We start from the raw sequence: 22,031 nt of genomic DNA on the forward strand, positions 1-22,031 counted from the left end.
CCCTACCCGATCACCCGCTTGAACGGCGGCAGTGAATCGATGATGCGCTTGCCGTAGCGGCGGGTCAGCAGCCGCGAGTCGAGGATGATCACGCGGCCGGTATCGGTGGAGGTGCGGATCAACCGGCCGGAGAACTGGGTGAGCGTACGCAACGCGTGCGGGATCGCGATCAGGTTGAAGGCGTTCAACCCGCGGCTTTCGAACCACTCGCTCAGGGTGGAGGTCTGCGGGTCGGTCGGGACCGCGAACGGCACCTGGGTGATCACCACCGTGGTGCAGGCTTCGCCCGGCAGGTCGAGGCCTTCGCCGAAGGAATTGAGCCCGAACAGCACCGAGCCCTCGCCGGCCGAGGTGCGCCGCAGGTGCTCGTCGATCATCTTCTGCTTGGCGGTTTCGCCCTGCACCAGCACCTGTCTGCGCTGCGCGGCCGGCATCAGCTCGGCCACCTTTTCCATCTTCCAGCGCGAAGTGAACAGCACGATGCTTCCCTTGTCCCAGTCCAGTTCCTTGACCAGGTACTTGGCGATTTCCTTGGGGTGACCTTCCTTGTCATCCGGGGTGACCGGGAACGCCGGCACGATCAGCTGCGCCTGGTTGGGCAGATCGAACGGCGACGCGAGCGAGACCATCTCGGCCTCGGCCGGAATGCCGTTGTCGATCGCCAGCGCCTGGAAGTCCCCGCCGCCGGTGAGCGTGGCCGAGGTCATCACCACCGAATCCACTTCATCCCAGAGCAGCTTGCGCAGCACGTTCGCGGCCGAGACCGGCGAGCCATGCAGGACCAGGTCACCATCGCGCGAGAGGGTGATCCAGCGCGCGGTCGGCGGCTGGCCGTCCTTGTCTTCGCGGCGCCAGCCGGTCCACAGGTTGTGCTGCTGCTCGATCATCTCCAGCGCCATGCCGAGGTTGCGCTGCAGGCGCTCGCGCGCGGCATCCTCGGGCTTGCCCTTGGCCACCTGCGTCAGCGCGGCGTGCGCCCAGTTGAACAGCGCGCGGGTATCGTCGGCGATGGCCTCGATATCCGGCATCCAGATCTCCGGCAGGCGACCATTCGGGGCGCGCCACATCGGCTCCTGCGCGGACGGGTCCGGCCGCCAGCTGCGGTCGATCACGTCGCGGAAGGCCTTGAGCTGCTTGCTGACCTTGGCGGCGGCCTCGATGGCCTCGTTGGGCAGCAGGTTGCCCAGCTTGTCCTTGTCCACCGCGCGGTAGGACGCGGCGATCAGCACCTGCAGGCGGCCGGTACGCTTGGCCATCTCGTCCAGCGCGAGGCTGGCCGCGCCCTGGTCGATGGCGACGTTGCCGATGTGATGGCCTTCGTCGAGGACCAGCAGCATGTCCGACGGCGGCGCGATCAGCGGCTGGCCGTTGTCGCTCTCCCCGATCGACAGCGCCGACAACAGCAGCGCGTGATTGGTCACCACGATCTGCGCCTCGCGCACCGTGTTGCGCGAGCGCAGCACCGCACACTGCGCGGAGTAGGCGCACTTGCGCCCGGCGCAGCCCGAGGCCGGCGTGGTGATGCGCGAGCGCAGGGTGTTGCTGATCGTTTCCGGGGCGTTGTCCAGGTCACCGTTCCAGCGGCCTTCGAGGAAGGCCTTGGTCAGCGACTGCGCCAGGTCCATTTCAATCGGTGCGAGCGGGCGATCGAACAGCGGCTGCTCGTCCTCGAACATGCCTTCCTGCGCGCCGTCGCCATGCGCTTCGGCGGCATTGCGGGTGCACAGGTAACGGGTGCGCCCCTTGGCCAGCGCCACGGTCGCTTCGATGCCGGTGGCCTTGAGGAAATTGGGGATGTCGCGCTCGACCAGCTGCGACTGCAGCGCCACGGTGCCGGTGCTGATCACCAGCTTCTTCTTGGTCGCCAGCGCGATCGGCACGCCGGCGGTCAGGTAGCCCAGCGACTTGCCGACGCCGGTCGGCGCTTCGACCACGCCGACGCCGCCACTGTGCGAGAGCGCACGCGACACCACGCCGATCATCTGGCTCTGCGAGCGCCGGGTACTGAAGCCGGGCGTATTGGCCTGCAGCTTGGCGTAGGCGTCGCGGATGCCGGCCTTGAGCTCGTCGTTCAGGGCGCGGGGAGCTTCAACTTTTTCGGTCACGCCGGGGGACTGCCTGACTGGATCACGGTCCCCATTTTCTCACGACGCGAGGGCCGTGACCGGCGCCATTTTCCGCGCCGGTTCATATCCGTGACGCGGCCCACGCGAAAGGTGTGGACCACGACAGGCGGCAGTACCCGCTCAGCGCGGCGGCAGCGGCGGAGACGGTTGAACGGCGCGGCCGCGCAGTGCGCGGGTCATCGCCCAGACCAGCAGGACCAGCGCGAGCGCCTCGAACAGGTTGAGCGCGAAGTGGCCGACACCCAGCAGCGTCGACATCAGCTGCAGGTTCTCGTAGTTGCCCTGCTGCACCAGCCACATCGGCACCACGTTCAGTACCAGGCCTGCCAGGGTGGTCAGGGCCAGCACGCCCAGGGCCCACAGGGCCACGCTGCGTATCGACCCGCGCGGGGTATCCACCACCCAGACCACGGCGATCGCCAGCGCGATCAGCACGGGCAGGCGTACGCCGACCATGCCCAGCATCGAAATCAGCAGGTCCATGTTCACCGGCTCAGTCCTCGCCGACCAGCGGCGCCAGTTGGGTTCGCAGCTCGGTGTAGACCGCATCGGTCTGCGGACGCACCGCGTGCCACTGCAGGAAGCTCTCGGCGGCCTGTTCGACCAGCATGCCCAGGCCATCGACGATGTTGCGGCAGCCGGCCGAGCGCGCCCACGCAGTGAAGGCGATGGCCGCCTCGCCATAGTTGAGGTCCACTGCGGTGGTCATGCTGTTGACCAGCGACAACGGCAGCTTGAACTCCGCGGCGCGGTCGCGGCCGGCCGAGGTGGCGTTGATGATCAGCTCGAAATCGCCCAGTTCGCGGATGTCTTCCCAGTAGCGGGTGATCGCGCGGCCCGGCTCGCCCATCGCGTCGATCAGCGCGTCGGCGCGTTCCGGCGTGCGGTTGACCACCACCAGCTCCAGGATGCCGGCATCCAGCAGGGCCGGAGCCACGCTGCGGGCCGAGCCGCCGGCACCGATCAGCAGGGTGCGGCGGCCACGCAGGTCCAGTCCGTGGCGGTCGGTGAGGTCGCGGACCAGGCCGATACCATCAGTGGTGTCGCCGTGCCAGCGGTCGCCCTTGCGCAGCAGCGTGTTGACCGCACCGGCGCGGCGCGCGCGCGAGGTCAGCGTGGTGCACAGCGCGAAGGCGGCTTCCTTGTGCGGCGCGGTGATGTTGGCGCCCACGCCCCCCTCGGCGGCGAAGGCCTCCAGGGCCGCCAGGAACTCGGCCGGCGATGCCTCGATCGCGCGGTAATCCAGCGCCAGGCCTTCCTGCCGGCCGAACGTGACATGGATGTGCGGCGACTGCGAATGCGCGATGGGCTGGCCGAATACGGCGTAACGGTCGGTCATGGGTTTCCTGCTCCGGGCCTAGAATGGAACGCAAACCCCAACGGACGCGATGATGCGCATTCCATTGTCTCTGCTCGCGCTGAGCGCCAGTTTACTCTGCACACCCGCCGCGATGGCGCTTTCCGAATTCGGCATCGAGGGCATGGGCGTGGTCTCGACCAAGGCCAATGAGGCCCAGGCCACGATCGCGCCGGACGGCCAGCGCATCGTCTGGGCCAGCGACCGCGCCGGGGGCAGCGGCGGCTGGGACCTGTGGCAGGCGGTGCTGCGCGATGGCCGCTGGCAGGATGCCTCCCCGCTCGCGCTCAACAGTGCACGCGACGAACGCGATCCCTACTTCAGCCACGATGGCCGCTGGCTGTACTTCGCCTCCGACCGCAGCGGCGGCCGGGGCGGGTTCGATCTGTACCGTGCCCCGGTGGGTGCCGATGGCACCCTCGGCCCCGTCCAGGCCCTGCCAGCACCGCTCAACACCCGCGATGACGAACGTGCGCCCGCACTGCGACCGGATGGACGCACCCTTCTGTTCTCACGCAATGGCAAGCAGACCCAGGGCGGCTTCGATCTGTATCTGGCGCCCGTGCAGGGCGAGGGCTTCGGCACCGCGCAGGCCCTGCCTGCTCCGCTCAATACGGCGGCCGACGAACTCGGTGCCGCCTGGCTGGACAATGAGGGCGCACTGGCCTTCACCCGCGCGACCGATGGGCATTCGCAGGTGTGGCGGGTGGGCTGCGATCACCGCCAGGCGGCGGAGCCGCTGACGCTGTCATTCAATACCGCCGACGGCCAGACCGGCGCGCCGGTGGTGGACGCCTCGAAGCCGTCGGAGATGGTCCTTGCTGGCGTGGCACGCGCACCGCGTGCCGGCGGGCTGGATCTGTACCGTATCAAGACGCCGTCAGCGCCCCGGGGTCCGGGCTGCGGGTGACGTTGCGGGGCCGAAAGGCAGCCACGCGTGGCGTGGCTCTACCCGTGGAGGCGGCGTCGCCCAGCGTCAATGGCCCTGCAGCAGCGCCGCACGTTGCTGCTCGTACTGCGCTTCGCTGATCTCGCCGTGGTCCTTGCGCTGGTTCAACGCGGCCAGCTGCGCCTGCAACGCGGGCGACAGCTGCGCCTCACGGGCGATGCGGGCGGCGGCGGAGGGTTGCTCCGGTGCCTGCCGCGCGGCGCGGCGCACGCCACGGATCACCAGCCCGATGACCACGGCGAAGGCCAGTACACCGGCACTCCAGGTCACCCACTGTAGCCATCCCATCGTCTGCATCATCGTCGTCCTGTCTCGGGGTGGGCGCGTATTGTCAGCGCTCGCGCAGCCAACGCGCCACCTGCGGGGCGAAATAGGTCAGCACGCCATCGGCGCCGGCACGCTTGAAGCCGATCAGCGACTCCATCACGCAGGCCCGCTCGTCCAGCCAGCCATTGGCGAAGGCGGCCTTCATCATCGCGTACTCGCCGCTGACCTGGTAGGCGAAGGTCGGCACGCCGAACTGCTGCTTCACCCGGCGCACGAGGTCCAGGTAGGGCATGCCGGGCTTGACCATCACCATGTCCGCACCCTCTTCCAGGTCCAGCGCGATCTCGCGCATGGCCTCGTCACCGTTGGCCGGGTCCATCTGGTAAGTCTTCTTGTCCGCCTTGCCGAGGCCGGTGGAACTGCCGACCGCATCGCGGAACGGACCGTAGAACGCCGAGGCGTACTTGGCCGAGTAGGCCATGATGCGCACGTTGACGTGGCCGGCGGCATCCAGCGCGCGGCGGATCGCACCGATGCGGCCGTCCATCATGTCCGAGGGCGAAATGATGTCCACGCCCGCCTCGGCATGCGACAGCGACTGCTTCACCAGTGCCTCGACGGTGATGTCGTTGAGCACATAGCCCTTGTCATCGATGATGCCGTCCTGGCCATGCGTGGTGTACGGATCCAGCGCGACGTCGGTCATCACGCCCAGTTCCGGGAAACGCGACTTCAGCGCGCGGATCGCACGCTGCGCGAGGCCGTTCTCGTCCCATGCCGCCGCCGCATCGAGCGACTTGCCGGCCGGATCGATCACCGGGAACAGGTCGATCACCGGAATGCCCAGTTCCAGCGCTTCTTCCGCCACCTTGAGCAGCTCGTCGATCGACAGCCGTTCCACGCCCGGCATCGAGGCCACCGCCGCGCGGCCGGCCAGTTCGTGCACGAACACCGGGTAGATCAGGTCGTCGGTGGTCAGCGTGTTCTCGCGCATCAGGCGGCGCGAGAACTCGTCGTGACGCATGCGGCGGGGGCGATAGTCGGGGTGTGCCATGAGGAACTCCGGAACGGAATGCAGGAAGGAGTGCAGGAACTACTGCAGCAGGTACTGCCGCGGTTGCAGCGGCTCGGGCAGCGGCTGGACGCCCAGGCTGTCGAGCAGGTCGATCTCGATGATGCGCACCATCGCATCCAGCGGCAGGTCGTTGGATTCCAGCCCGAAGGGTTCTTCCATTTCCTCGCCGAGCTGGTCCAGACCGAAGAACGCATAGGCCAGTACGGCCGACACCACCGGCGTCGCCCAGCCCAGCGAACTGGCCAGGCCGAACGGCAGCAGCACGCAGAACAGCCAGGCGCAGCGGTGCAGCAGCAACGTGTAGGCGAACGGCAGCGGCGTGGTCAGGATGCGCTCGCAGCCGGCCTGGATGCTGGACAACGCATGCAGGCGCGTTTCGAACTGGGTGTACAGGTAAGGATCCAGCTGCCCGGCACGCAGCGCCTGGGCCAGGTCGGTGGCGATCATGGCCAGCAGCTGATCCGGCGCATTGAGGCGCTGGCCGAACCGCGCACGGTCGGCCTCGGGCACCCACGGCAGCGCGGCCAGCGCCATGTCGCGACCGCGCAGGCGGGCGGCCAGCGCATGCGCGAAGCCGATGCACAGCCGGCACACGCGGTCGCGCAGCGCGGCATCGTCGACCAGCAGCGCCTGGCACAACCGGGCCAGGCTGCGTGATTCGTAGATCAGCTGGCCCCACAGCTTGCGGCCTTCCCACCAACGCTCGAAACAGGCGTTGTTGCGGAAGCTGAGGAAGATCGACAGCACCAGGCCCAGCAGGGTGAACGGTGCCACCGAGACGCGCTCGATGCCCGGTGGGTGCCAGAGCTCGGCCAGGGCGGCGACGGCGACCGACAACAGCAGGATCGCCACGACCTTCGGCGCCACCGCCGGAACGATGGAGCCGCGCAGGATGTAGAGCAGTTGCCAGCCGTGGGGACGAGGACGAATGATCATCGGTGCAGGGAGAGCGCCCGGAGGGGCGTGGACCGCCGGCAGAGCCGGATGCGGCAGCCGGTCATTCTACGCCGATGGTACCCGGCGGCCGTGAGCTGCGACGGTCGGTCGCACCCGGCGACGCAGACGCCGGCGGTTCAGATGATGCCGCCGCCCAGCCCCAGCCGGACGATGCCGACCACCACCACGATCCCGTTGAGCACCAGCCCGGTCCAGGCCCGGCCGCGCTTGCTGGCGTGGGTGAACAGGATGCCGATCGCGGCGATGACCGCGCCCACCGCGGCGAACGGGATCAGGAACCAGTTGCCCCACCCCAGCAGCGGGATCAGGGCCACAATCATCCAGAGCAGCGACACGATGCCCCACAACAGACTGATCAATCCCATACCCGGCTCCTTGAGGTGAATGCGTGGCCCACCATAGCGGTTCCCGGCGCAGGCGCAAGCGCCGGCGAGACGCCGTTGGCGGGGGCCTCACCGGGCCGGTGCTAGGGTGCGCTGGCAGGGGTTGGGACCGATTCAGTCGCCAGCACCGATCATCCCAGCCATCACACACAGGGGTAACGCCATGAACATCCGATGCGCTGCATTGCTGGGCCTGGCGCTGCTCAGCGCCGGCTGCGCCAGCACCTCCAAGGTCATGCTCGGCCAGGCGCGCGCGCCGGTCGATCCGGCCACGGTGCAGATCTATTCCACGCCGCCGGCCGGTTCGCAGGAAATCGCCCAGCTGGAATCGGCCAGCGCAGTCGGTTTCGGCACGCAGGGCCAGACCGATGCCGCCGTGATGCGGCTCAAGCGTGAGGCCGCCGCACTCGGCGCCAATGGCGTGATCCTGATGGGCGTGGGTTCCAGCGGATCGCCGGTCGGCATGTCCGTCGGTGCCGGCAGCTACGGCTCGCACGTGGGCGGTGGCGTCGGCATCGGCATCCCGACCACGCAGAAGCGCGCGGCCGGTGTGGCCATCTGGGTCCCGAATCCGCCGCCGGCCCCGCGCCTGCCGACGCAGACGATCACGCCGACGCGGTAACGAGAACCGCGGTAACGCAGACCGGGGTAGGCCACGACCGTTGGTCGTGGCTGCTGGAACAATGCACCGACCAACGGTCGGTGCCTACCGGGAGATGGTCGGTGCCTACCAAAGGATGGTCGGTGGCTGCCGGACAGGCGTCAACGCTTGGTGGCGCTTTTGTACTTCGGCACGAAGACGTCATTGACCGCCTTGGCCAGCTGGTCCGGCGGCAGCAGGCCCTGGTCGAGCAGGAAGTTGTTGAAGGCCAGGCGGTCGAAGCGATCGCCGAGCGCCAGCTCGGTCTGCATGCGCAGTTCCAGGATGCGGGTGTAGCCGTAGAAGTAGCTGCCGGCCTGGCCGGGCATCCGCACCATGTAGCGGTCCAGTTCCTGGGTCGCCATCGCCTTGGACAGGCCGACCTCGTCGATCAGCACGCGCTCGGCGTTGGCACGGTCGATCTGGCCCAGGTTGAGCATCGGGTCCAGCATCGCGCGGGCGGCACGCAACAGGCGGAACTGCAGCGCGATCAGCTGCCCGTCCAGCGGCTCGTACGGCACCATCTCCGCCTCGGCATACAGCGCCCAGCCTTCCACGTTGACCGAGTTGAACGCGAACATCGTGCGCGCCAGCGAGATGCCGCGCTCGACCATCGCAGTGAACTGCAGCTCGTGGCCGGGGCGGCCTTCATGCGCGCTCAGGGTCCAGGCAGCCGAGCCGAAGTTGAAGTCGTCGTACTGGGCGGCCTTGTCGCCGGCGGCCGGGTTGCCCAGCGGCAGCACGAAGGTGCCCTGCTGCCCGGTGTTGCCGACCAGCGGCGCCGGCAGGAAATGCGGTGCCGGCGAGGCGGCGCTTTCGGCGGCCGAGCCCAGGCGCATCTGCATCGGACGCTGCGGCACGTCGACGATCTTTTCCTTGCGGATGATCGGGTCGATCGCATCGATCACGCCACGGTAGTGGTGCTCGAGCTGGTCGTCAGGAATCTTGTCGCCCTTCAGCGCCCGCACCACCGCCACCGGATCGGTGCTGTCGGTGACCTTCAGGCCCTTGGCCTGTACCACCAGCGGCGCCAGCTGGCGCATCGCCGAGCGGGTTTCCATGAATTCCAGCTGGGCGCGCTGCATCAGCAGGGCCGGGGCGATGTCGATGCCCACGCGCTTGAGCTGGTAGGCATACAGCGGCTCGGGCAGGCGCGCGTCGGTGCGCGCCTTGGGCAGCACTTCACGGCGGGTCCAGTCGCGGTACTCGCGCAGCTGGCTGGCGATGGTCTGCAGCGCCTGCTCGGCGCCGGCGATCTTGTACTTGCCGAACAGCTGCTCGATGCCGGTGATGTAGGTGTCCACATTGGCCAGCGACTGCTCGACCTCGATCTTCGTCGGCTGCAGCAGTGTCTTGTCGCCCAGGCGCTCTTCATAGCGCTGGCGCGACAGCGTGGTCACCGGCTGGCTGCCCGGGGCAAGCCCGGCGTAGGCCTTCAGGCGATCCAGCGCCTTGGCCCGGCGCTCGGCGGGCACCTGGTCGGACAGCAGCAGGTTGAGGCCGCTGAACACCGTCTGCGGGGTATCGCTCCACGGCAGCAGGTACTTCTCGTTGAGCTCGCTGCCTTCGATGTTCTGGTCGGCGGCGGCGATCATGATCGCCAGGTCCTGGCGGACGTTGGCATCACGCTCGGTGGCGAGCTTGGCCTGCAGCTCGCTGCGCGCCTTGGCCATCGCCGCACGGTAGCGGGCGCCATTGTCCGGGCCGAAATCGGCCACCTTGTCGTCGTAGCCGGGTACGCCGAAGAAGCCGGTTTCTTCCGGCTGGAACGGGCCCTGCGCATCGAGCAGGATCTGCGCCAGCTGGTTGCTGCGGGTCACCCAGCCGGGCGAGGCGGCAGGCTTGGCGGCAGCCGGGGCGGCCAGCGCCGGCGGGGCCGACAACGCGGCGGGAACGGACAGGGCCAACGCGACAGCGAGGACAAGCGGCTTCATGCAGGAACTCCAGGGCAGGATGCCTGCGACCCTACGCACTTGGCGGGCCGGGGGCAATTGGCCGGAGGTCATGCGCCGCTCAGATCTGCAACCCGCCCGTTGACGACGGGCACTCCCCCTTCGCCCGGCATTCGTCCAGCGCGCACCTATCCGCGGCTTCGATGTCGTCCAGGGCCGCCAGATCGATCGCGTCCTTGCTGTCGGTCACCACGTACAGCATCGGGTAGTCCCAGTGGTCGCCGGAGCGCTTGGCGTTGAGGAACACGCGGCCCTTGCCCTGTGGGCCGGAGATCGCGATCACGAACTGGCTCTGGCCATTGGAGTGCATCGAGCCTGCGGGCAGGTAGCCATCGCGCAGGGGCTCACCGAGCGCTTCGACCAGCTCGATGTTGCAGCGTGCGCGACGCATGGCCTCCTGGTAGGGCGTACTGGATTTGCTCCAGTACGCCCACTGGTACAGCGCGAACCACACCGCGCCCACTGCCGCCGCAAGGCCGGACACCACGGCCAGCGGCATGGCCCAGCGCCAGTGGCGGCGCCACCAGCCGGGAGGCACGGTCGAACCAGGAAGCGCGGGCGGCAATGTCATCGGCGAACTCCTTGTCAGGCCGGTGGCAGGAACGGGGAATCAGGGCGCCAGGCAGCGCCCCAGGAAATCCTCGGCCAGGCGGTAGCGGTGCAGCGCGTTGCTGCCCGACAGGCCGTGCTTGGCGCCGGGATAGGTCATCAGTTCGAACGGTTGGCCGCGCTTCTGCAGGGCGCTCATCAGCACCGTGGAGTTGGTGAACAGCACGTTGTCGTCGGCCATGCCGTGGATCAGCAGCAGGCGCGAACGCAGGCCATCGATGTGTGCCAGCACTCGCGCTTCTTCATACCCCTTCGGGTTGTTGCCCGGCAGGTTCATGTAGCGCTCGGTGTAGTGGGTGTCATACAGGCCCCAATCGGTCACCGGTGCACCGGCCACGCCACACGCGTAGCTGTCCGACGCCTTGGCCAGCAGCATCAGGGTCATGTAGCCGCCGTTGGACCAGCCCTGCACGCCGATGCGCGCCGGGTCCACCCACGCCTGCTGCTTCAGCCAGGCGACGCCGCGCAGCTGGTCGGCCACTTCGACCGTGCCCTGCACGCCGTACAGCGCGCCGCCGAAATCACGACCGCGACGCGGGGTGCCGCGGTTGTCCAGCGAGAACACCACGTAGCCCTGCTGGGCCAGGTACTGGTTGAACAGATGATCGCCACGGCCGGGCCAGCTGTTGGTGACCGTCTGCGAGGCCGGGCCGCCATAGACGTACACCACCACCGGGTAGCGCTTGGCCGGATCGAAACCGGTCGGCTTGATCAGGCTGTAGTGCAGTGTCGTCTTGCCGTCGGCGGCGGTCAGCGTGCCGAACTCGACCGGGCGCTGCGCATCGAGATAGCGCGCATACGGATGCGCGGGATCTTCCAGGTTGTTCTCGACCAGGGTCGCGATCTTCTCGCCGTTGGCACGGTGCAGCGCGATCTGCGGCGGCGTGGTGGTGCTGGACCAGCTGTCCACGTAGACGCTGGCATTGCGCGCGAAGCTGGCGGTATGCATGCCCGGCGCCTGCGACAGGCGCTGCGGCGTGCCGCCCTGCAGCGACACGGCGTAGAGCTGGCTTTCGCGCGGGCTGTCCACGCCGGCGCGGAAATACACCTTGCCCGCGTCTTCATCGACGGCCAGCAGTTCGTCCACCGGCCAGCTGCCGGCGGTCAGCGCGGTGACGGTCCTGCCGTCATCGGAGATGCGGTACAGGTGCTCGAAACCACTGCGCTCGGACGACCACACGAAGCCGCCCTGCTTGAGGAAGCGCAGGCTGTTGTGCAGCGGCACCCAGGTCGGCGAGGTTTCGGTCACCAGGGTGCGCTGCTGGCCGCTGGCCAGCTCGGTCTGGATCAGTTCGAGCGTCTTCTGGTCGCGCGACTGGCGCTGGAACGTCAGGCGCTGCGGATCACGCCAATCGACGCGGGCCAGGTAGATGTCGGGAGTGCGGCCCAGGTCGATCCAGGTCGGCTTGGCGTTCTGATGCGGCGCGATCACGGCCAGCTTCACGGTGACGTTGTGGTCGCCGGCCGCCGGGTAGCGCTGTTCGATCATCTCGGTGCGGTCGGCATACATCTCGTAGCGCTTCTGCACCGGCACCGGCGATTCATCGATGCGGGCGAAGGCGATCGCCGAGTCGTCCGGTGCCCACCAGTAGCCGGTGTGGCGGTCCATTTCCTCATCGGCGACGAACTCGGCCACGCCGTTGCCGATCGTGTCGCTGCCATCGCGGGTGAGCTGGATCTGCTCGCCGCTGGCCAGGTCGATCACCCACAGGTTGCGGGCACGCACGAAGCTGACGAAGCCGCCCTTCGGCGACAGCTTGGCATCGGTAGCGAAGCCTTCCCCATGGGTGAGCTGGCGCACCGCGGCCTTGCCCTGCCTGCTCAGGTCGTACAGGTACAGCTCACCGCCGAGCGGGAACAGCAGCGTGCGTGCATCCGGCGACCACTGGTAATCGACGATGCCGGTCATCGCGGCGATGCGCTGGCGCTCGCGGCGGGCCTTCTCGGCGTCGCTCAGGGTTTCCGTACCGGGCAGCACCACCTTGGAGTCGACCAGCAGATGGGTCTGACCGCTGGCGATGTCGTACGCCCACAGGTCCAGCTGGTTGCGGTCGGCGTCCTTGCCGCGCAGGAAGCTGACCTGCGAGCCGTCCGGGGCCACCTTGGGCTTCATCAGGGTCGGGCCGGACAACGGCAGCGGACCGGTGATGGCATCCAGGGTGAGTTTTTCAGCGTGGGCGATCGAGGTCGAGGCGAGCATCAGGGCGAGCGAAGCGAACAGGTGGCGCATGAAGGATTCCGGCAGCGTCTGGGCAGTCCCCGGCGGCGGGTGCGGCACGGGGAACGCTTCATCCTAACCAAAACCGTTCCGGTCGTGCCGTAGGCCGGTGGGCGCCCGGCCGCGCCCACCGCTGCGGGGAGCCGGCCAGCGGACGGCACTACCGCGCAGGTGCGCACCGCTTCAGCGCTGGCCGAACAGGTGTTTGCGCTCTTCATCGCTGAGCGGCTTGCCAGCCTGCGGGTTCACCTTCTCGCGCAGGGCATAGGCACGCTGGGTGGCCGGGCGTGCTGCGATCGCGTCATGCCAGCGCTTGAGGTTCGGGAAGGCGCTGAAATCGACCGGAAGCTTGTCGTAGGCCCCGATCCAGGGGTAGCTGGCCATGTCGGCGATGCTGTACTCGTCACCGCCGAGGTAGGCGGCCTGCGCCAAGCGCTTGTCCATCACCCCGTGCAGGCGGCGCACTTCGTTGTCGTAGCGCTCGATCGCATAGGGAATCTTGTCGGGCGCGTAGACGTTGAAATGCCCCATCTGGCCGCTCATCGGGCCGAGGCCGGCCATCTGCCAGAACAGCCATTCCTGCACCGCCACCCGGCCGCGGCTGTCGGCCGGCAGGAAGCGGCCGGTCTTTTCGGCAAGGTACAGCAGGATCGCGCCGGACTCGAACACGGGCTGCGCGGCCCCGCCATCGGTGGGCTGGTGATCGACCAGGGCCGGCATCTTGTTGTTCGGCGAGATCGCCAGGAAGTCGGGCTTGAACTGGTCCCCGGCACCGATGTTCACCGGCTGGATCCGGTACGGCAGGCCGGTTTCCTCCAGCATCAGCGTGACTTTGTGGCCATTCGGGGTAGGCCAGTAGTACAGGTCGATCATGGCGAGGGCTCGCGGACAAGGAATCCCGAGTCTAGTCCGTCGCTCGGCTTGGCAGGGTCAAGCTGGACCGTTACGCTGCGCCGTCCCCGCAACGCAGCATTCCAGCATGAGTTCGACCCAGACCCCCATCAGTCCCCTGTCCTCCCTGATCTTCGCCTCGCGCTGGCTGCAGCTGCCGCTGTACCTGGGCCTGATCCTGGCGCAATGCGTCTATGTGTTCCTGTTCGGCAAGGAGTTGTGGCACCTGCTGCATCAGGCCAACGAGATGGGCGAGCAGCAGATCATGCTGCTGGTGCTGGGCCTGATCGACGTGGTGATGATCTCCAACCTGCTGGTGATGGTGATCGTGGGCGGCTACGAGACCTTCGTGTCGCGCCTGCGCCTGGAGAACCACCCCGACCAGCCGGAGTGGCTGAGCCACGTCAACGCGAGCGTGCTGAAGGTGAAGCTGGCGCTGTCGATCATCGGCATCTCCTCGATCCACCTGCTGAAGACGTTCATTGCGGCGGGCAGCCTTGACTCGCTGCCCGCGTGCAACAGCGATACCTACATCCAGGCAGTCGCCTCCGTCGTGGCCGCGCAGGGTCCGGCCGCGGCCGAGGTCTTCAAGTGCGCCAGTGGGCTGACCTCGACCGGCGTGATGTGGCAGACCATCATCCATGCCGCCTTCATCCTGTCGGCGATCGGCATCGCCTACACCGACAAGCTGATGAACGGCACGCCGAGCAAGGCGCTGTCGCACTGAGGCTTGCCCGGCAGTGGCGGCATCGGTGAGGATGCCCCCTGCCCTCACCGCCTGGCCCCCGGGCCGGGCGGGGTGATGCTAGATTGCACACCTGCGGGTCCGCCATGGGCGTCGGGAAACGTCCATGGCCGTCGGTCGGCCTGACCGCATCAGGCCCTACGTATCGTCGTCTTCAAAGGGGAGTTGGATGTCGCACGTCAAGACTCATGGCCCGGCGCGCCTGTTCGCGCCGATGATCCTGCTGATCGCCCTGTCCGCCTGCTCGGGCAAGGACGACACCGCACCGGCGACGCCCGCGGCACCGGCGGCCCCCACTGCTGCCCCGGCCGCACCGGCGGTGTCGGCGAAGGTCCAGTCGCTGGGCACCGAGGAACTGCGGGAGCTGGCCAGCAAGGCGCTGCGCGAGAACCGCATGTATGCCCCGGCCGGCGACAACGCCATCGAGTATTACCTGGCACTGCGCGACAAGACCCCGGATGACGCCTCGGTCAAGAGCGCGCTGACCGATCTGCTGCCCTACACCCTGATCGCCGCCGAGCAGAACCTGGGCCGCGAGGACTTCGCCGAGACCCAGCGCCTGGTCGCGCTGATCGAAAAGGTCGACCCGACCGCCCCGGCGCTGCCGCGCCTGAAGCAGGGCATCAGCGGCAGCATGCAGACCGCGCTCAAGCGCACCCAGGAAGAGACCGACAAGGTCAAGAAGGACGCCGAGACCCGCGCCAAGCAGCTGGTGGAACAGCAGAAACTGGCCCAGCAGCAGGCCACGGAAGCCGAAGCAGCGAAGAAGATCGCCGCGCAGCAGGAAGCCGCCGCCCGCATCGACAACCAGGACACCGAGCGCCAGGCCGCCGCCCGCCGCGAGGCCGAACAGCGCCAGCAGCAGGCCGCCGCCGCCCAGGCAGCCGCCGCCCGCCAGGCCCCGGCTGCCGCCGCGCCGGCAGCGACCCTGCGCCCGGTCAGTACCCCGGCCCCGCGCTACCCGGCCGACGCCCTGCGTTCGGGCACCGCCGGCGAAGTGCTGGTCGAACTGACGGTCGGCACGGACGGCTCGGTGACCGCCGCCCGCGTGCTGCGCGCCACCCCGGCCCGCGTGTTCGACCGCGAAGCACTCAACGCGGTCAAACGCTGGAAGTTCGAACCGGTCGGCGCCCCGGTCACGACCCGCCGCACGCTCGCGTTCGCGCCTGAAGGCGGCTGATCGCAACGCACTGCTGGATGATGAAAGGCCCGGAGCGATCCGGGCCTTTTTTAATGGGGACGGAGGTAGTTAATAACAGGGACGGAGGTAGTTAAGCGCACTTCCCTTACCGCGTTCCGCGCCGCCGACCTAGCGCGTTTTGATGTGCGGTTCTGCAGAGTGATGCCTCGCCATCCCGGTTGCGACCATGCCCCGCTCCCCTCGTCTGGTTCTGCCTGGCATTCCCCTCCATGTCATCCAGCGTGGCGTCAATCGCGCTGCGCTGTTCATCGACGACGATGATCGGACCCACTACCTGCGTCTGTTGCGCTCTGCCTGCCGAAGGCATGGCGTCCTGATCCACGCCTTCGTACTGATGGGCAACCACGTGCATCTCCTGGTAACGCCGATGGTGGCCGAAGGGCTGGCTTCAGCGATGCGGAGGTGCGGGCAGAACTACGTCCAGTACTTCAACAAGCGACATGTTCGGAGCGGAACGCTGCTGCAGGGCCGCTTCAAGTCGTGCCTGGTGGATTCCGATGGCTACCTGCTGATGGTCCATCGCTACATAGAATTGAATCCGGTGCGGGCCGCGCTGGTGGCCCTCCCCGAGAGCTATCGATGGTCCAGCGCTCGGGCGTACCTGGGGCTTGAGTACAACCCGATGCTGACACCCCACGCCGGCTACACCGCCCTCGGCGCTACACCGAAAGCCCGCGCAGTGGCTTACAGCCAATGGCTGCAGGCCGGCATCCAACCGCAGGAAAGAGAGCGGATCGTCGCCTACATCGCGCAGGAGCGCGCGTTGGGCAGCCCGCGCTTCCAGGACATGGTGGGGCGGGCATTGCAGAGGTCCGTGGTGTGCAGGCCTGCGGGAAGACCCGTCAAGGAACAGGGCGACTAGCCGGACCTGCGTCAGCGTCCCGACCGCAAAGGAATTGACGGCCGCCGGATTAACCACCTCCGTCCCTGTTATTAACTACCTCCGTCCCCGTTATGAAGAAGGGCCCCTTGCGGAGCCCTTCGTGCATCAACCCGAGATCGCCAACCGTTCCTGATGGTAACGACGCACGGCGGCGTACCAGAACAGGGCCGCCAAGCCGAAGCCTGCGCCGAGGTAGACCGCCCACATCTGCGGGCTGATCGCTTCGTGGCGGATGATCTTGAGCAGCATCTGGTTCTGCGCCAGGAACGGCACCGCGAACTGCCAGAGCTCACTCTTGATCGGGTACACCATCAGCGCGTAGCCCGGCAGCATCGGCAACAGCATCAGCCAGGTCATGTGGCTCTGGGCTTCCTTCATGCTCTTGGCCGCCGCCGACAGGAAGGTCAACAGCGAGGTGCCGATGAACAGCATCGGCAGCATGATCAGCAGCATCTGCAGCATCGGCAGGAAGCCCATGTTGAGCTGGCGACCCACTCCACCGGAGGAGAGCTGCGCGCTGATCTTGAAGGCCGCCAGGGTCAGCAGCAACGACGCCACACCAACCGCGCAGGCCGCGGCGATCTTGCCGCTGACGATCGCGCTGCGCGGTGCCGGCGTCGCCAGCAACGGTTCCAGCGATTGCCGCTCGCGCTCGCCCGCGGTGGTGTCCATCACCAGATACGCGCCGCCCAGGAACGAGGTGATGGTCAACAGGATCGGCAACAGCACCGACAGCATCATCCCGCGCTTGGCTTCAGCCGTCGCCAGATCCTGCGCGGCGACATCCAGCGGTCGCGCGACCTGCGGATCGATCCCGCGCGCCAGCAGGCGCAGCGCACCGACCTGCTGGCTGTAGCCGCCCAGCGCCGCCTCCAGGCGGCTGCTGGGAATATCGGCAGCGCGCCGGGTACTGTCCTTGATGATCTCGACCAGCGCCGGACGGCCCTCGCTCCAGTCCTTGCCGAACTCTGGACTGATCCGCAGCGCCACATCGATGCGCTGGCTGCGGATCGCATCCGTCAGGTCCTTCGGCGCCTCGGTCGCATTGAGACCCTGCGCGGCCAGGAAGCGCACCAGGTTGGGCGCATGCTCGCCGCCGATCATCGGGATGTCCAGCGGCTGCTCGATCTGTGTCTTCACCCGGCTTTCGGCGAGCTTGCTCATGCCCAGGATCAGTACCGGGTACAGCAACGGCCCCAGCAGCAGCGTCAGCGCGAGCGTGCGGCGGTCACGCGAGAGGTCGCGCAGTTCCTTGCGCATCACGGTCAACAGCGTAGCGAACGAACTCATGCGTGCAATCCTTCTTCGGTACCGATCGCCTTGACGAAGGCATCTTCGAGGTTGCTTTCCCCGGTCTGTGCGCGCAGCTCATCGGCGCTGCCGGCCGCCATCACCGTGCCCTGCGCGATGATCACCACGTGGTCGCACAGCGCGGCCACCTCCTGCATGATGTGGCTGGAGAAGATCACGCAGCGGCCCTCGTCGCGCAGTCCGCGCAGGAACCCGCGCAGCGCGCGCGTGGTCATCACGTCCAGGCCGTTGGTCGGCTCATCGAGGATCACGTTGCGCGGATCGTGCACCAGCGCGCGGGCGATCGCGGTCTTGGTGCGCTGTCCCTGCGAGAACCCTTCGGTCTGGCGGTCGAGGATGTCCTCCATCTCCAGCGCCGCCGAGAGTACCTTGGTGCGCTCGCGGATCCGCGCGGCACTCAGGCCGTGCAGCTGGCCGAAGTAGGCGATGTTCTCCCGCGCGGTGAGGCGCTTGTAGACGCCGCGCGCGTCCGGCAGCACCGCCAGCTGGCGACGCACCGCGACCGGGTCCACCGCCGCGTCAATGCCATCGACCACGACGCGGCCCTCGTCGGGCTTCATCAGCGTGTACAGCATGCGCATGGTGGTGGTCTTGCCGGCGCCGTTGGGGCCGAGCAGGCCGGTGATGCGCCCGTTGTCGGCCTGGAAGCCGACGTTCTGGACGGCATGGATCACGCCGGTCTTGGTCTTGAACGCTTTGTGCAGATGCTCGGCGACGATCATGCGCGCACCTCCCCGGTGCGGTACGAAGTACGGTTCATGGGGCCCATCCGTTGAACGAGGTGAAGGCGGGCACCGGGCTGAGGGTGTCCAGGCAGGTGGCGTCGAGTGATTTCGCGTCAGCGGTGTCGATGAACTGGCCGAGGATGCGCGGCATGCAGCCGGCGTTGATGGTGCCGTGACCCTGTCCCTTGGCGAGCAGGTGGCGCCCCTGGGGCAGCTGCTTGAGCACCTGCTCGGCGTAGCGCGGCGGCGTGACCGGATCGAACTGGCCCGACAACAACAGCACCGGCAGCGTCGAGGCGAACGGCGCGTTGAAATCCTTCGGCCGCGAACCGGCATTCCAGGCCGGGCAGGCCGCGAAGAACATGCGCGCGACTTCCGGGCCCAGCACGCGATCACCTGCGTCGCCTTCCTTGTAGCGATCGGCATCTTCGGCGCACAGCACCGACCACTGCATGCCACGGTTCATCTGCACGCCCAGCGTGCGGCTGGCCATCTTGCTCAGCGACATCAACGGTGCATAGCGGCCCTGCGCGGCTTCATCCAGCGTGACCGGCAGCAGCGACGACAACTCCGGCATGTACGAGAACATGAAGGCCAGTCCGGTAACCGAGTCGGCGGTCAACACATCACGCTCGGCCTGGCCGGTGCCGGGATTGCGGTAGTCGACCTCGACCGGTGCCTTGGCCAGTGCGGCCATCACGTTGCGCAGCTGGCTGCGGGTATCGACCGGAAAGCGCTTGGCGCAGATCGGATCCTGGCGGCACTGTTCCGATTGCAGGGTGATCGCATCTTCGAAAGTAGTGGCGAAATCACCGCCGACCACCAGATCGTTCGGCACCACGCCATCGATCACCACCGTGCGCGTGTGCTGCGGATAGCGCGCGGCGTACTGCTGCGCCACGCGGGTGCCGTAGGAGCCACCGACCAGGTTGACCTTGTCCACGCCCAGCGCCTTGCGCACCGTATCCAGATCACCGATGGCCTCGGTGGTGGTGTAGAAGCGGGTGTCCGCGCGACCGGTCAGCGACTGCGCACAGCGGCGGGCGTAGTCTTCGATGAGCGCGGCGCTCGGTGCCGCGTTCTCGTCCAGCGGCAGCTCCTTGCCCTGTGCATCCAGGCAGGTGAGCGGGTTGGACTTGCCGGTGCCGCGCTGATCGATCAGGAAGATGTCGCGCTGCTTGCGCACGTCCCGAAGCGCCATGTTGACCGGGGCGGCGACCTCCGTCGCGGCCTGGCCCGGGCCACCGGCCAGGAAGAAGACCGGGTCGGCCTTGCCCGCGCCGTCATTGCCGGCGTCCAGCCAGGCGATGTTCAAGCCGATCCTGCGACCGTCCGGTGCCGCCGGGTTCTCCGGCACCTGCAGCGTGGCGCACTGCGCCTCGACATTCGCGCTGGCCTGCGCGCTGGTCAGGGTGCAGGGCTGGAACGCGAGCGTGCCGTACAGGCGCTGGGCGGCCGCGGCGGCGGGTGCAGCGTCGGGTACCGGCGCGCAGCCGGCACACAGGGCGGCGACCAGCGCGACGGCCAGCCTCAGGTGGTGTGTAGACATCTTCCGTACTTCCCCTTGTTGAAGATCATGTCACCACGACGCACGGGCGTGGGCGATGTGACTCAACTTACACGGCTGCCCCGGTGCCGGGGAAGGCCGCGGGGGCCAGCGCGCTGATGGTGCGGTCACGGCCCTCGGCCTTGGCCCGGTAAAGCGCCGCATCGGCCTCGCCGAGCAGGCGCGCCAGGTCGCCCGTGCCCTGGTCGATGGCCAGGCCGATGCTGGCCGTCACCCGTACCGGAAGACCGTCGATCCGGGCGGGCGACTCCCGCAGTGCCTGGCGCAGGCGATCGGCGCACTGGCGTGCCTGGTGCGGGTCTGCCCCGGGCAGCAGCAGGACGAACTCTTCACCGCCATAGCGGCCCAGCAGGTGCTCGCGATCGGCCACGCACGCGGCCAGGACGTCGGCGACGTGGCGCAGCACCGCATCGCCGGCCAGATGCCCCCAGCGGTCGTTGATCTGCTTGAAGTGATCCACGTCCAACAGCAGCAGCGCCAGTGGCCTCGGCGGGCGGCGGCTGAGCTGCAGTAGCGTGGCACCGTCGGCGAGCACCGCGCCCCGGTTGAGCAGGCCGGTCAGCACGTCGGTGCGCGCCAGCCGCTGCAGGTCGACCAGCATGCGCTCCACCAGCAGCAGCACCAGCGCGAAGCACCGGGCCAGTTCCAGGATCAGCCCGACCAGATAGGTCGCGAACACCGGCGCCCCGGCGCGCAGGATGTCGTCGCCCGCATCGGGCGCCACCGGCAGGAACAGACGGACCAGGTACAGCACGGCCTGCGCGGCAAATACCGCGGCCGCCAGCCGGCAGCTGATGCGCTGCGCCGGCGGTGCATGCCGCAGCAGCAACCCCGCCATCCAGCCGTTGAGCAACACCGCGAACACGCTGAAGACATCCAGCCGGATGACCAGGCTGGGATGGACGACCAGGAAAAACGCGATTGCCCCGAGGTAGGTGGCCGCCAATGCCAAGGGCTGCCACGCCGGCAGCCGACGCCCAAGATGGCGGGCCACGCCATACAGCATCAGGACGCCGGACAGCGCTACGGCAACGTTGCCGGCCAGGATGCCCGGCACCTGGGGCAGATGGGGCCGCAGCGCGACCAGGGTCAGGCTGATCGACAGCATCCACAGGCTGGCCGTCCACAGCCGCAGGGCCGGTTGCCGCCGCAGCACCAGCAGCAACAGCGAGAAGCCCATGGCGATGCCCAGGCACAGCAGGAAGCCGAGCACGGCAATGGTGGGGAAATCCAGGGGCATCGTGTCAGCCAGGCGGAAGCGGCGCGCGGCGCATCTTACCGCCGCCCGCATCCCGACGCCGCTGGCGGCCAGGCCCGATGGCAGGGCCGCCGGGCACGGTTACTTGCTGCTGACGTACTTCTCGCGCCGCACCTGCGGCGTGGGCAGGCCGGCCGCTTTCAGCACCTCGAAGGTGGCATCGACCATGTCCGGGTTGCCGCACAGGTAGGCGATGTCGGTCGCCGGGTCCGGGACGAATTCGGCCAGATGCTGCTGCACGTAGCCGTGGCGCACGTCCGGATGCGGGTTTTCCGGCAATTCGCGGGACAGGCACGGCACATAGCGGAAGCCCGGATGGGCAGCCGCGAAGGCGTAGAAGTCCTCGCTGTAGAGCAGTTCGGTCGGCGTGCGGGCGCCCTGCAGCAGGACCACCTCCACGCCACGCCCGGCCATGGCGGTGGCCAGCAGCGGCAGCATCGAGCGGTACGGGGTGACCCCGGTGCCGGTGGCGATCAGCAGGTAGCGGGCATTGTGGTCGCCCGGCTGCAGGCAGAACCGGCCGAACGGGCCGCTGGCGCTGACGTGGCCGCCGATGTCCAGGCCCTCGAACAGGGCCGTGGCGGCGCCGCCGGGGACGAAACTGACCGCGATATCGACCGCTTCGCCCGCGCCGAGGGCGTGGTTGTGAATGGTGGCCAGCGAGTAACTGCGCTTGGTGGCGGTGCCGTCGGCGTACTCGAAATGGACCTGGATGAACTGGCCGGGCTGGAAATCCAGCGGCTGGCCGTCATCACGCAGGAACTGGTAATGGCCGACGGTCGGCGCCAGCATGCGCCGGTCGACCAGTTTGAGGGGGAATTGGGCAGGCACGACTTTTCGGGACAGTGTGTAGCCGGGGCAAGCCCTCGGGGTCTTCTATAATAGCCCCTCCCCGCCCCTATCCAGCGCCAGCCCGT

General features: G+C 68.1%; 21 protein-coding genes. 5 read left to right on the forward strand and 16 right to left on the reverse strand.

Annotation, left to right across the window (positions count from 1 at the left end; all coding sequences use genetic code 11):
• Positions 1–2: 2 nt before the first annotated feature.
• The 3 genes from dinG to aroE form a co-directional block, all read right to left on the reverse strand.
• On the reverse strand, positions 3–2,105 hold the full coding sequence (gene dinG, locus AB9O74_RS06875; RefSeq protein WP_369348848.1) for an ATP-dependent DNA helicase DinG: 2,103 nt from the start codon (positions 2,103–2,105) through the stop codon (positions 3–5).
• 141 nt (positions 2,106–2,246) lie between these two features.
• On the reverse strand, positions 2,247–2,609 hold the full coding sequence (locus AB9O74_RS06880; protein ID WP_346488609.1) for a hypothetical protein: 363 nt from the start codon (positions 2,607–2,609) through the stop codon (positions 2,247–2,249).
• 10 nt (positions 2,610–2,619) lie between these two features.
• A complete protein-coding gene (gene aroE, locus AB9O74_RS06885) occupies positions 2,620–3,465 on the reverse strand; it encodes a shikimate dehydrogenase (protein WP_369348849.1) in 846 nt (281 codons plus the stop codon).
• Positions 3,466–3,517: 52 nt separating this feature from the next.
• Here aroE and AB9O74_RS06890 point away from each other — a divergent pair, with 52 nt between their 5' ends.
• Positions 3,518–4,393, forward strand: a complete 876-nt coding sequence (locus AB9O74_RS06890; RefSeq protein ID WP_369348850.1) for a TolB-like protein — start codon at positions 3,518–3,520, stop codon at positions 4,391–4,393.
• 66 nt (positions 4,394–4,459) lie between these two features.
• Here AB9O74_RS06890 and AB9O74_RS06895 read toward each other — a convergent pair whose 3' ends face one another.
• The 4 genes from AB9O74_RS06895 to AB9O74_RS06910 all read right to left on the reverse strand — a co-directional run bounded on the left by AB9O74_RS06895 (position 4,460) and on the right by AB9O74_RS06910 (position 7,096).
• Positions 4,460–4,720, reverse strand: coding sequence for an SHOCT domain-containing protein (locus tag AB9O74_RS06895; protein WP_354275086.1), 261 nt, complete (start codon positions 4,718–4,720; stop codon positions 4,460–4,462).
• Positions 4,721–4,763: 43 nt separating this feature from the next.
• Positions 4,764–5,753 carry a porphobilinogen synthase gene (gene hemB, locus AB9O74_RS06900; RefSeq protein WP_369348851.1) on the reverse strand — a complete coding sequence of 330 codons (990 nt, stop codon included), beginning with the start codon at positions 5,751–5,753 and terminating at the stop codon, positions 4,764–4,766.
• Between the two features lie 39 nt (positions 5,754–5,792).
• Complete coding sequence (locus AB9O74_RS06905) at positions 5,793–6,710, reverse strand: bestrophin family protein (protein WP_176987871.1); 918 nt, start codon at positions 6,708–6,710, stop codon at positions 5,793–5,795.
• A gap of 137 nt (positions 6,711–6,847) precedes the next feature.
• On the reverse strand, positions 6,848–7,096 hold the full coding sequence (locus tag AB9O74_RS06910) for a hypothetical protein (protein ID WP_179459760.1): 249 nt from the start codon (positions 7,094–7,096) through the stop codon (positions 6,848–6,850).
• Between the two features lie 181 nt (positions 7,097–7,277).
• Here AB9O74_RS06910 and AB9O74_RS06915 point away from each other — a divergent pair, with 181 nt between their 5' ends.
• Positions 7,278–7,736, forward strand: a complete 459-nt coding sequence (locus tag AB9O74_RS06915) for a hypothetical protein (RefSeq protein WP_176987869.1) — start codon at positions 7,278–7,280, stop codon at positions 7,734–7,736.
• A gap of 140 nt (positions 7,737–7,876) precedes the next feature.
• Here AB9O74_RS06915 and AB9O74_RS06920 read toward each other — a convergent pair whose 3' ends face one another.
• From AB9O74_RS06920 to AB9O74_RS06935, 4 genes are all read right to left on the reverse strand, one after another.
• Positions 7,877–9,688 carry a DUF885 domain-containing protein gene (locus AB9O74_RS06920; RefSeq protein ID WP_369348852.1) on the reverse strand — a complete coding sequence of 604 codons (1,812 nt, stop codon included), beginning with the start codon at positions 9,686–9,688 and terminating at the stop codon, positions 7,877–7,879.
• Positions 9,689–9,767: 79 nt separating this feature from the next.
• Positions 9,768–10,277 (reverse strand): cytochrome c oxidase assembly factor Coa1 family protein, encoded by a 510-nt coding sequence (locus AB9O74_RS06925; protein WP_369348853.1) that lies wholly within the window; start codon positions 10,275–10,277, stop codon positions 9,768–9,770.
• Positions 10,278–10,316: 39 nt separating this feature from the next.
• Positions 10,317–12,545, reverse strand: a complete 2,229-nt coding sequence (locus AB9O74_RS06930; RefSeq protein ID WP_369348854.1) for a DPP IV N-terminal domain-containing protein — start codon at positions 12,543–12,545, stop codon at positions 10,317–10,319.
• Between the two features lie 171 nt (positions 12,546–12,716).
• Complete coding sequence (locus AB9O74_RS06935) at positions 12,717–13,406, reverse strand: glutathione binding-like protein (RefSeq protein WP_369348855.1); 690 nt, start codon at positions 13,404–13,406, stop codon at positions 12,717–12,719.
• Between the two features lie 106 nt (positions 13,407–13,512).
• Between AB9O74_RS06935 and AB9O74_RS06940 the strand changes: the two genes are divergently transcribed.
• The 3 genes from AB9O74_RS06940 to AB9O74_RS06950 all read left to right on the forward strand — a co-directional run bounded on the left by AB9O74_RS06940 (position 13,513) and on the right by AB9O74_RS06950 (position 16,232).
• Positions 13,513–14,151, forward strand: a complete 639-nt coding sequence (locus AB9O74_RS06940) for a TIGR00645 family protein (RefSeq protein ID WP_319207443.1) — start codon at positions 13,513–13,515, stop codon at positions 14,149–14,151.
• A gap of 187 nt (positions 14,152–14,338) precedes the next feature.
• Positions 14,339–15,349: an energy transducer TonB gene (locus tag AB9O74_RS06945; RefSeq protein WP_369348856.1), complete on the forward strand. Its 1,011-nt coding sequence runs from the start codon at positions 14,339–14,341 to the stop codon at positions 15,347–15,349.
• 187 nt (positions 15,350–15,536) lie between these two features.
• Positions 15,537–16,232: a transposase gene (locus AB9O74_RS06950; protein WP_176987862.1), complete on the forward strand. Its 696-nt coding sequence runs from the start codon at positions 15,537–15,539 to the stop codon at positions 16,230–16,232.
• 126 nt (positions 16,233–16,358) lie between these two features.
• Here AB9O74_RS06950 and AB9O74_RS06955 read toward each other — a convergent pair whose 3' ends face one another.
• The 5 genes from AB9O74_RS06955 to AB9O74_RS06975 form a co-directional block, all read right to left on the reverse strand.
• A complete protein-coding gene (locus AB9O74_RS06955; RefSeq protein WP_369348857.1) occupies positions 16,359–17,543 on the reverse strand; it encodes an ABC transporter permease in 1,185 nt (394 codons plus the stop codon).
• On the reverse strand, positions 17,540–18,286 hold the full coding sequence (locus AB9O74_RS06960) for an ATP-binding cassette domain-containing protein (protein WP_179459750.1): 747 nt from the start codon (positions 18,284–18,286) through the stop codon (positions 17,540–17,542). The genes AB9O74_RS06955 and AB9O74_RS06960 overlap by 4 nt, the downstream gene beginning before the upstream one ends.
• A 34-nt stretch (positions 18,287–18,320) precedes the next feature.
• A complete protein-coding gene (locus tag AB9O74_RS06965; RefSeq protein ID WP_369348858.1) occupies positions 18,321–19,838 on the reverse strand; it encodes an alpha/beta hydrolase in 1,518 nt (505 codons plus the stop codon).
• Between the two features lie 67 nt (positions 19,839–19,905).
• Entirely contained in the window at positions 19,906–21,096 is a 1,191-nt protein-coding gene (locus AB9O74_RS06970) for a GGDEF domain-containing protein (RefSeq protein ID WP_369348859.1), read from the reverse strand.
• Positions 21,097–21,195: 99 nt separating this feature from the next.
• Entirely contained in the window at positions 21,196–21,945 is a 750-nt protein-coding gene (locus AB9O74_RS06975) for an FAD-binding oxidoreductase (RefSeq protein WP_176987857.1), read from the reverse strand.
• Between the last annotated feature and the right edge of the window lie 86 nt (positions 21,946–22,031).

It is taken from the genome of Stenotrophomonas sp. JAG2 (assembly GCF_041080745.1).
Taxonomy (GTDB): domain Bacteria; phylum Pseudomonadota; class Gammaproteobacteria; order Xanthomonadales; family Xanthomonadaceae; genus Stenotrophomonas; species Stenotrophomonas maltophilia_AA.

Bases quoted from the DNA above. Each gene is read 5' to 3' on its own strand.
- AB9O74_RS06880 (WP_346488609.1), bottom strand. From the start codon at position 2,609: ATGGACCTGCTGATTTCGATGCTGGGCATGGTCGGCGTACGCCTGCCC.
- aroE (WP_369348849.1), bottom strand. From the start codon at position 3,465: ATGACCGACCGTTACGCCGTATTCGGCCAGCCCATCGCGCATTCGCAG.
- AB9O74_RS06890 (WP_369348850.1), top strand. From the start codon at position 3,518: ATGCGCATTCCATTGTCTCTGCTCGCGCTGAGCGCCAGTTTACTCTGC.
- AB9O74_RS06895 (WP_354275086.1), bottom strand. From the start codon at position 4,720: ATGGGATGGCTACAGTGGGTGACCTGGAGTGCCGGTGTACTGGCCTTC.
- hemB (WP_369348851.1), bottom strand. From the start codon at position 5,753: ATGGCACACCCCGACTATCGCCCCCGCCGCATGCGTCACGACGAGTTC.
- AB9O74_RS06905 (WP_176987871.1), bottom strand. From the start codon at position 6,710: ATGATCATTCGTCCTCGTCCCCACGGCTGGCAACTGCTCTACATCCTG.
- AB9O74_RS06910 (WP_179459760.1), bottom strand. From the start codon at position 7,096: ATGGGATTGATCAGTCTGTTGTGGGGCATCGTGTCGCTGCTCTGGATG.
- AB9O74_RS06915 (WP_176987869.1), top strand. From the start codon at position 7,278: ATGAACATCCGATGCGCTGCATTGCTGGGCCTGGCGCTGCTCAGCGCC.
- AB9O74_RS06920 (WP_369348852.1), bottom strand. From the start codon at position 9,688: ATGAAGCCGCTTGTCCTCGCTGTCGCGTTGGCCCTGTCCGTTCCCGCC.
- AB9O74_RS06925 (WP_369348853.1), bottom strand. From the start codon at position 10,277: ATGACATTGCCGCCCGCGCTTCCTGGTTCGACCGTGCCTCCCGGCTGG.
- AB9O74_RS06930 (WP_369348854.1), bottom strand. From the start codon at position 12,545: ATGCGCCACCTGTTCGCTTCGCTCGCCCTGATGCTCGCCTCGACCTCG.
- AB9O74_RS06935 (WP_369348855.1), bottom strand. From the start codon at position 13,406: ATGATCGACCTGTACTACTGGCCTACCCCGAATGGCCACAAAGTCACG.
- AB9O74_RS06940 (WP_319207443.1), top strand. From the start codon at position 13,513: ATGAGTTCGACCCAGACCCCCATCAGTCCCCTGTCCTCCCTGATCTTC.
- AB9O74_RS06945 (WP_369348856.1), top strand. From the start codon at position 14,339: ATGTCGCACGTCAAGACTCATGGCCCGGCGCGCCTGTTCGCGCCGATG.
- AB9O74_RS06950 (WP_176987862.1), top strand. From the start codon at position 15,537: ATGCCCCGCTCCCCTCGTCTGGTTCTGCCTGGCATTCCCCTCCATGTC.
- AB9O74_RS06955 (WP_369348857.1), bottom strand. From the start codon at position 17,543: ATGAGTTCGTTCGCTACGCTGTTGACCGTGATGCGCAAGGAACTGCGC.
- AB9O74_RS06960 (WP_179459750.1), bottom strand. From the start codon at position 18,286: ATGATCGTCGCCGAGCATCTGCACAAAGCGTTCAAGACCAAGACCGGC.
- AB9O74_RS06965 (WP_369348858.1), bottom strand. From the start codon at position 19,838: ATGTCTACACACCACCTGAGGCTGGCCGTCGCGCTGGTCGCCGCCCTG.
- AB9O74_RS06970 (WP_369348859.1), bottom strand. From the start codon at position 21,096: ATGCCCCTGGATTTCCCCACCATTGCCGTGCTCGGCTTCCTGCTGTGC.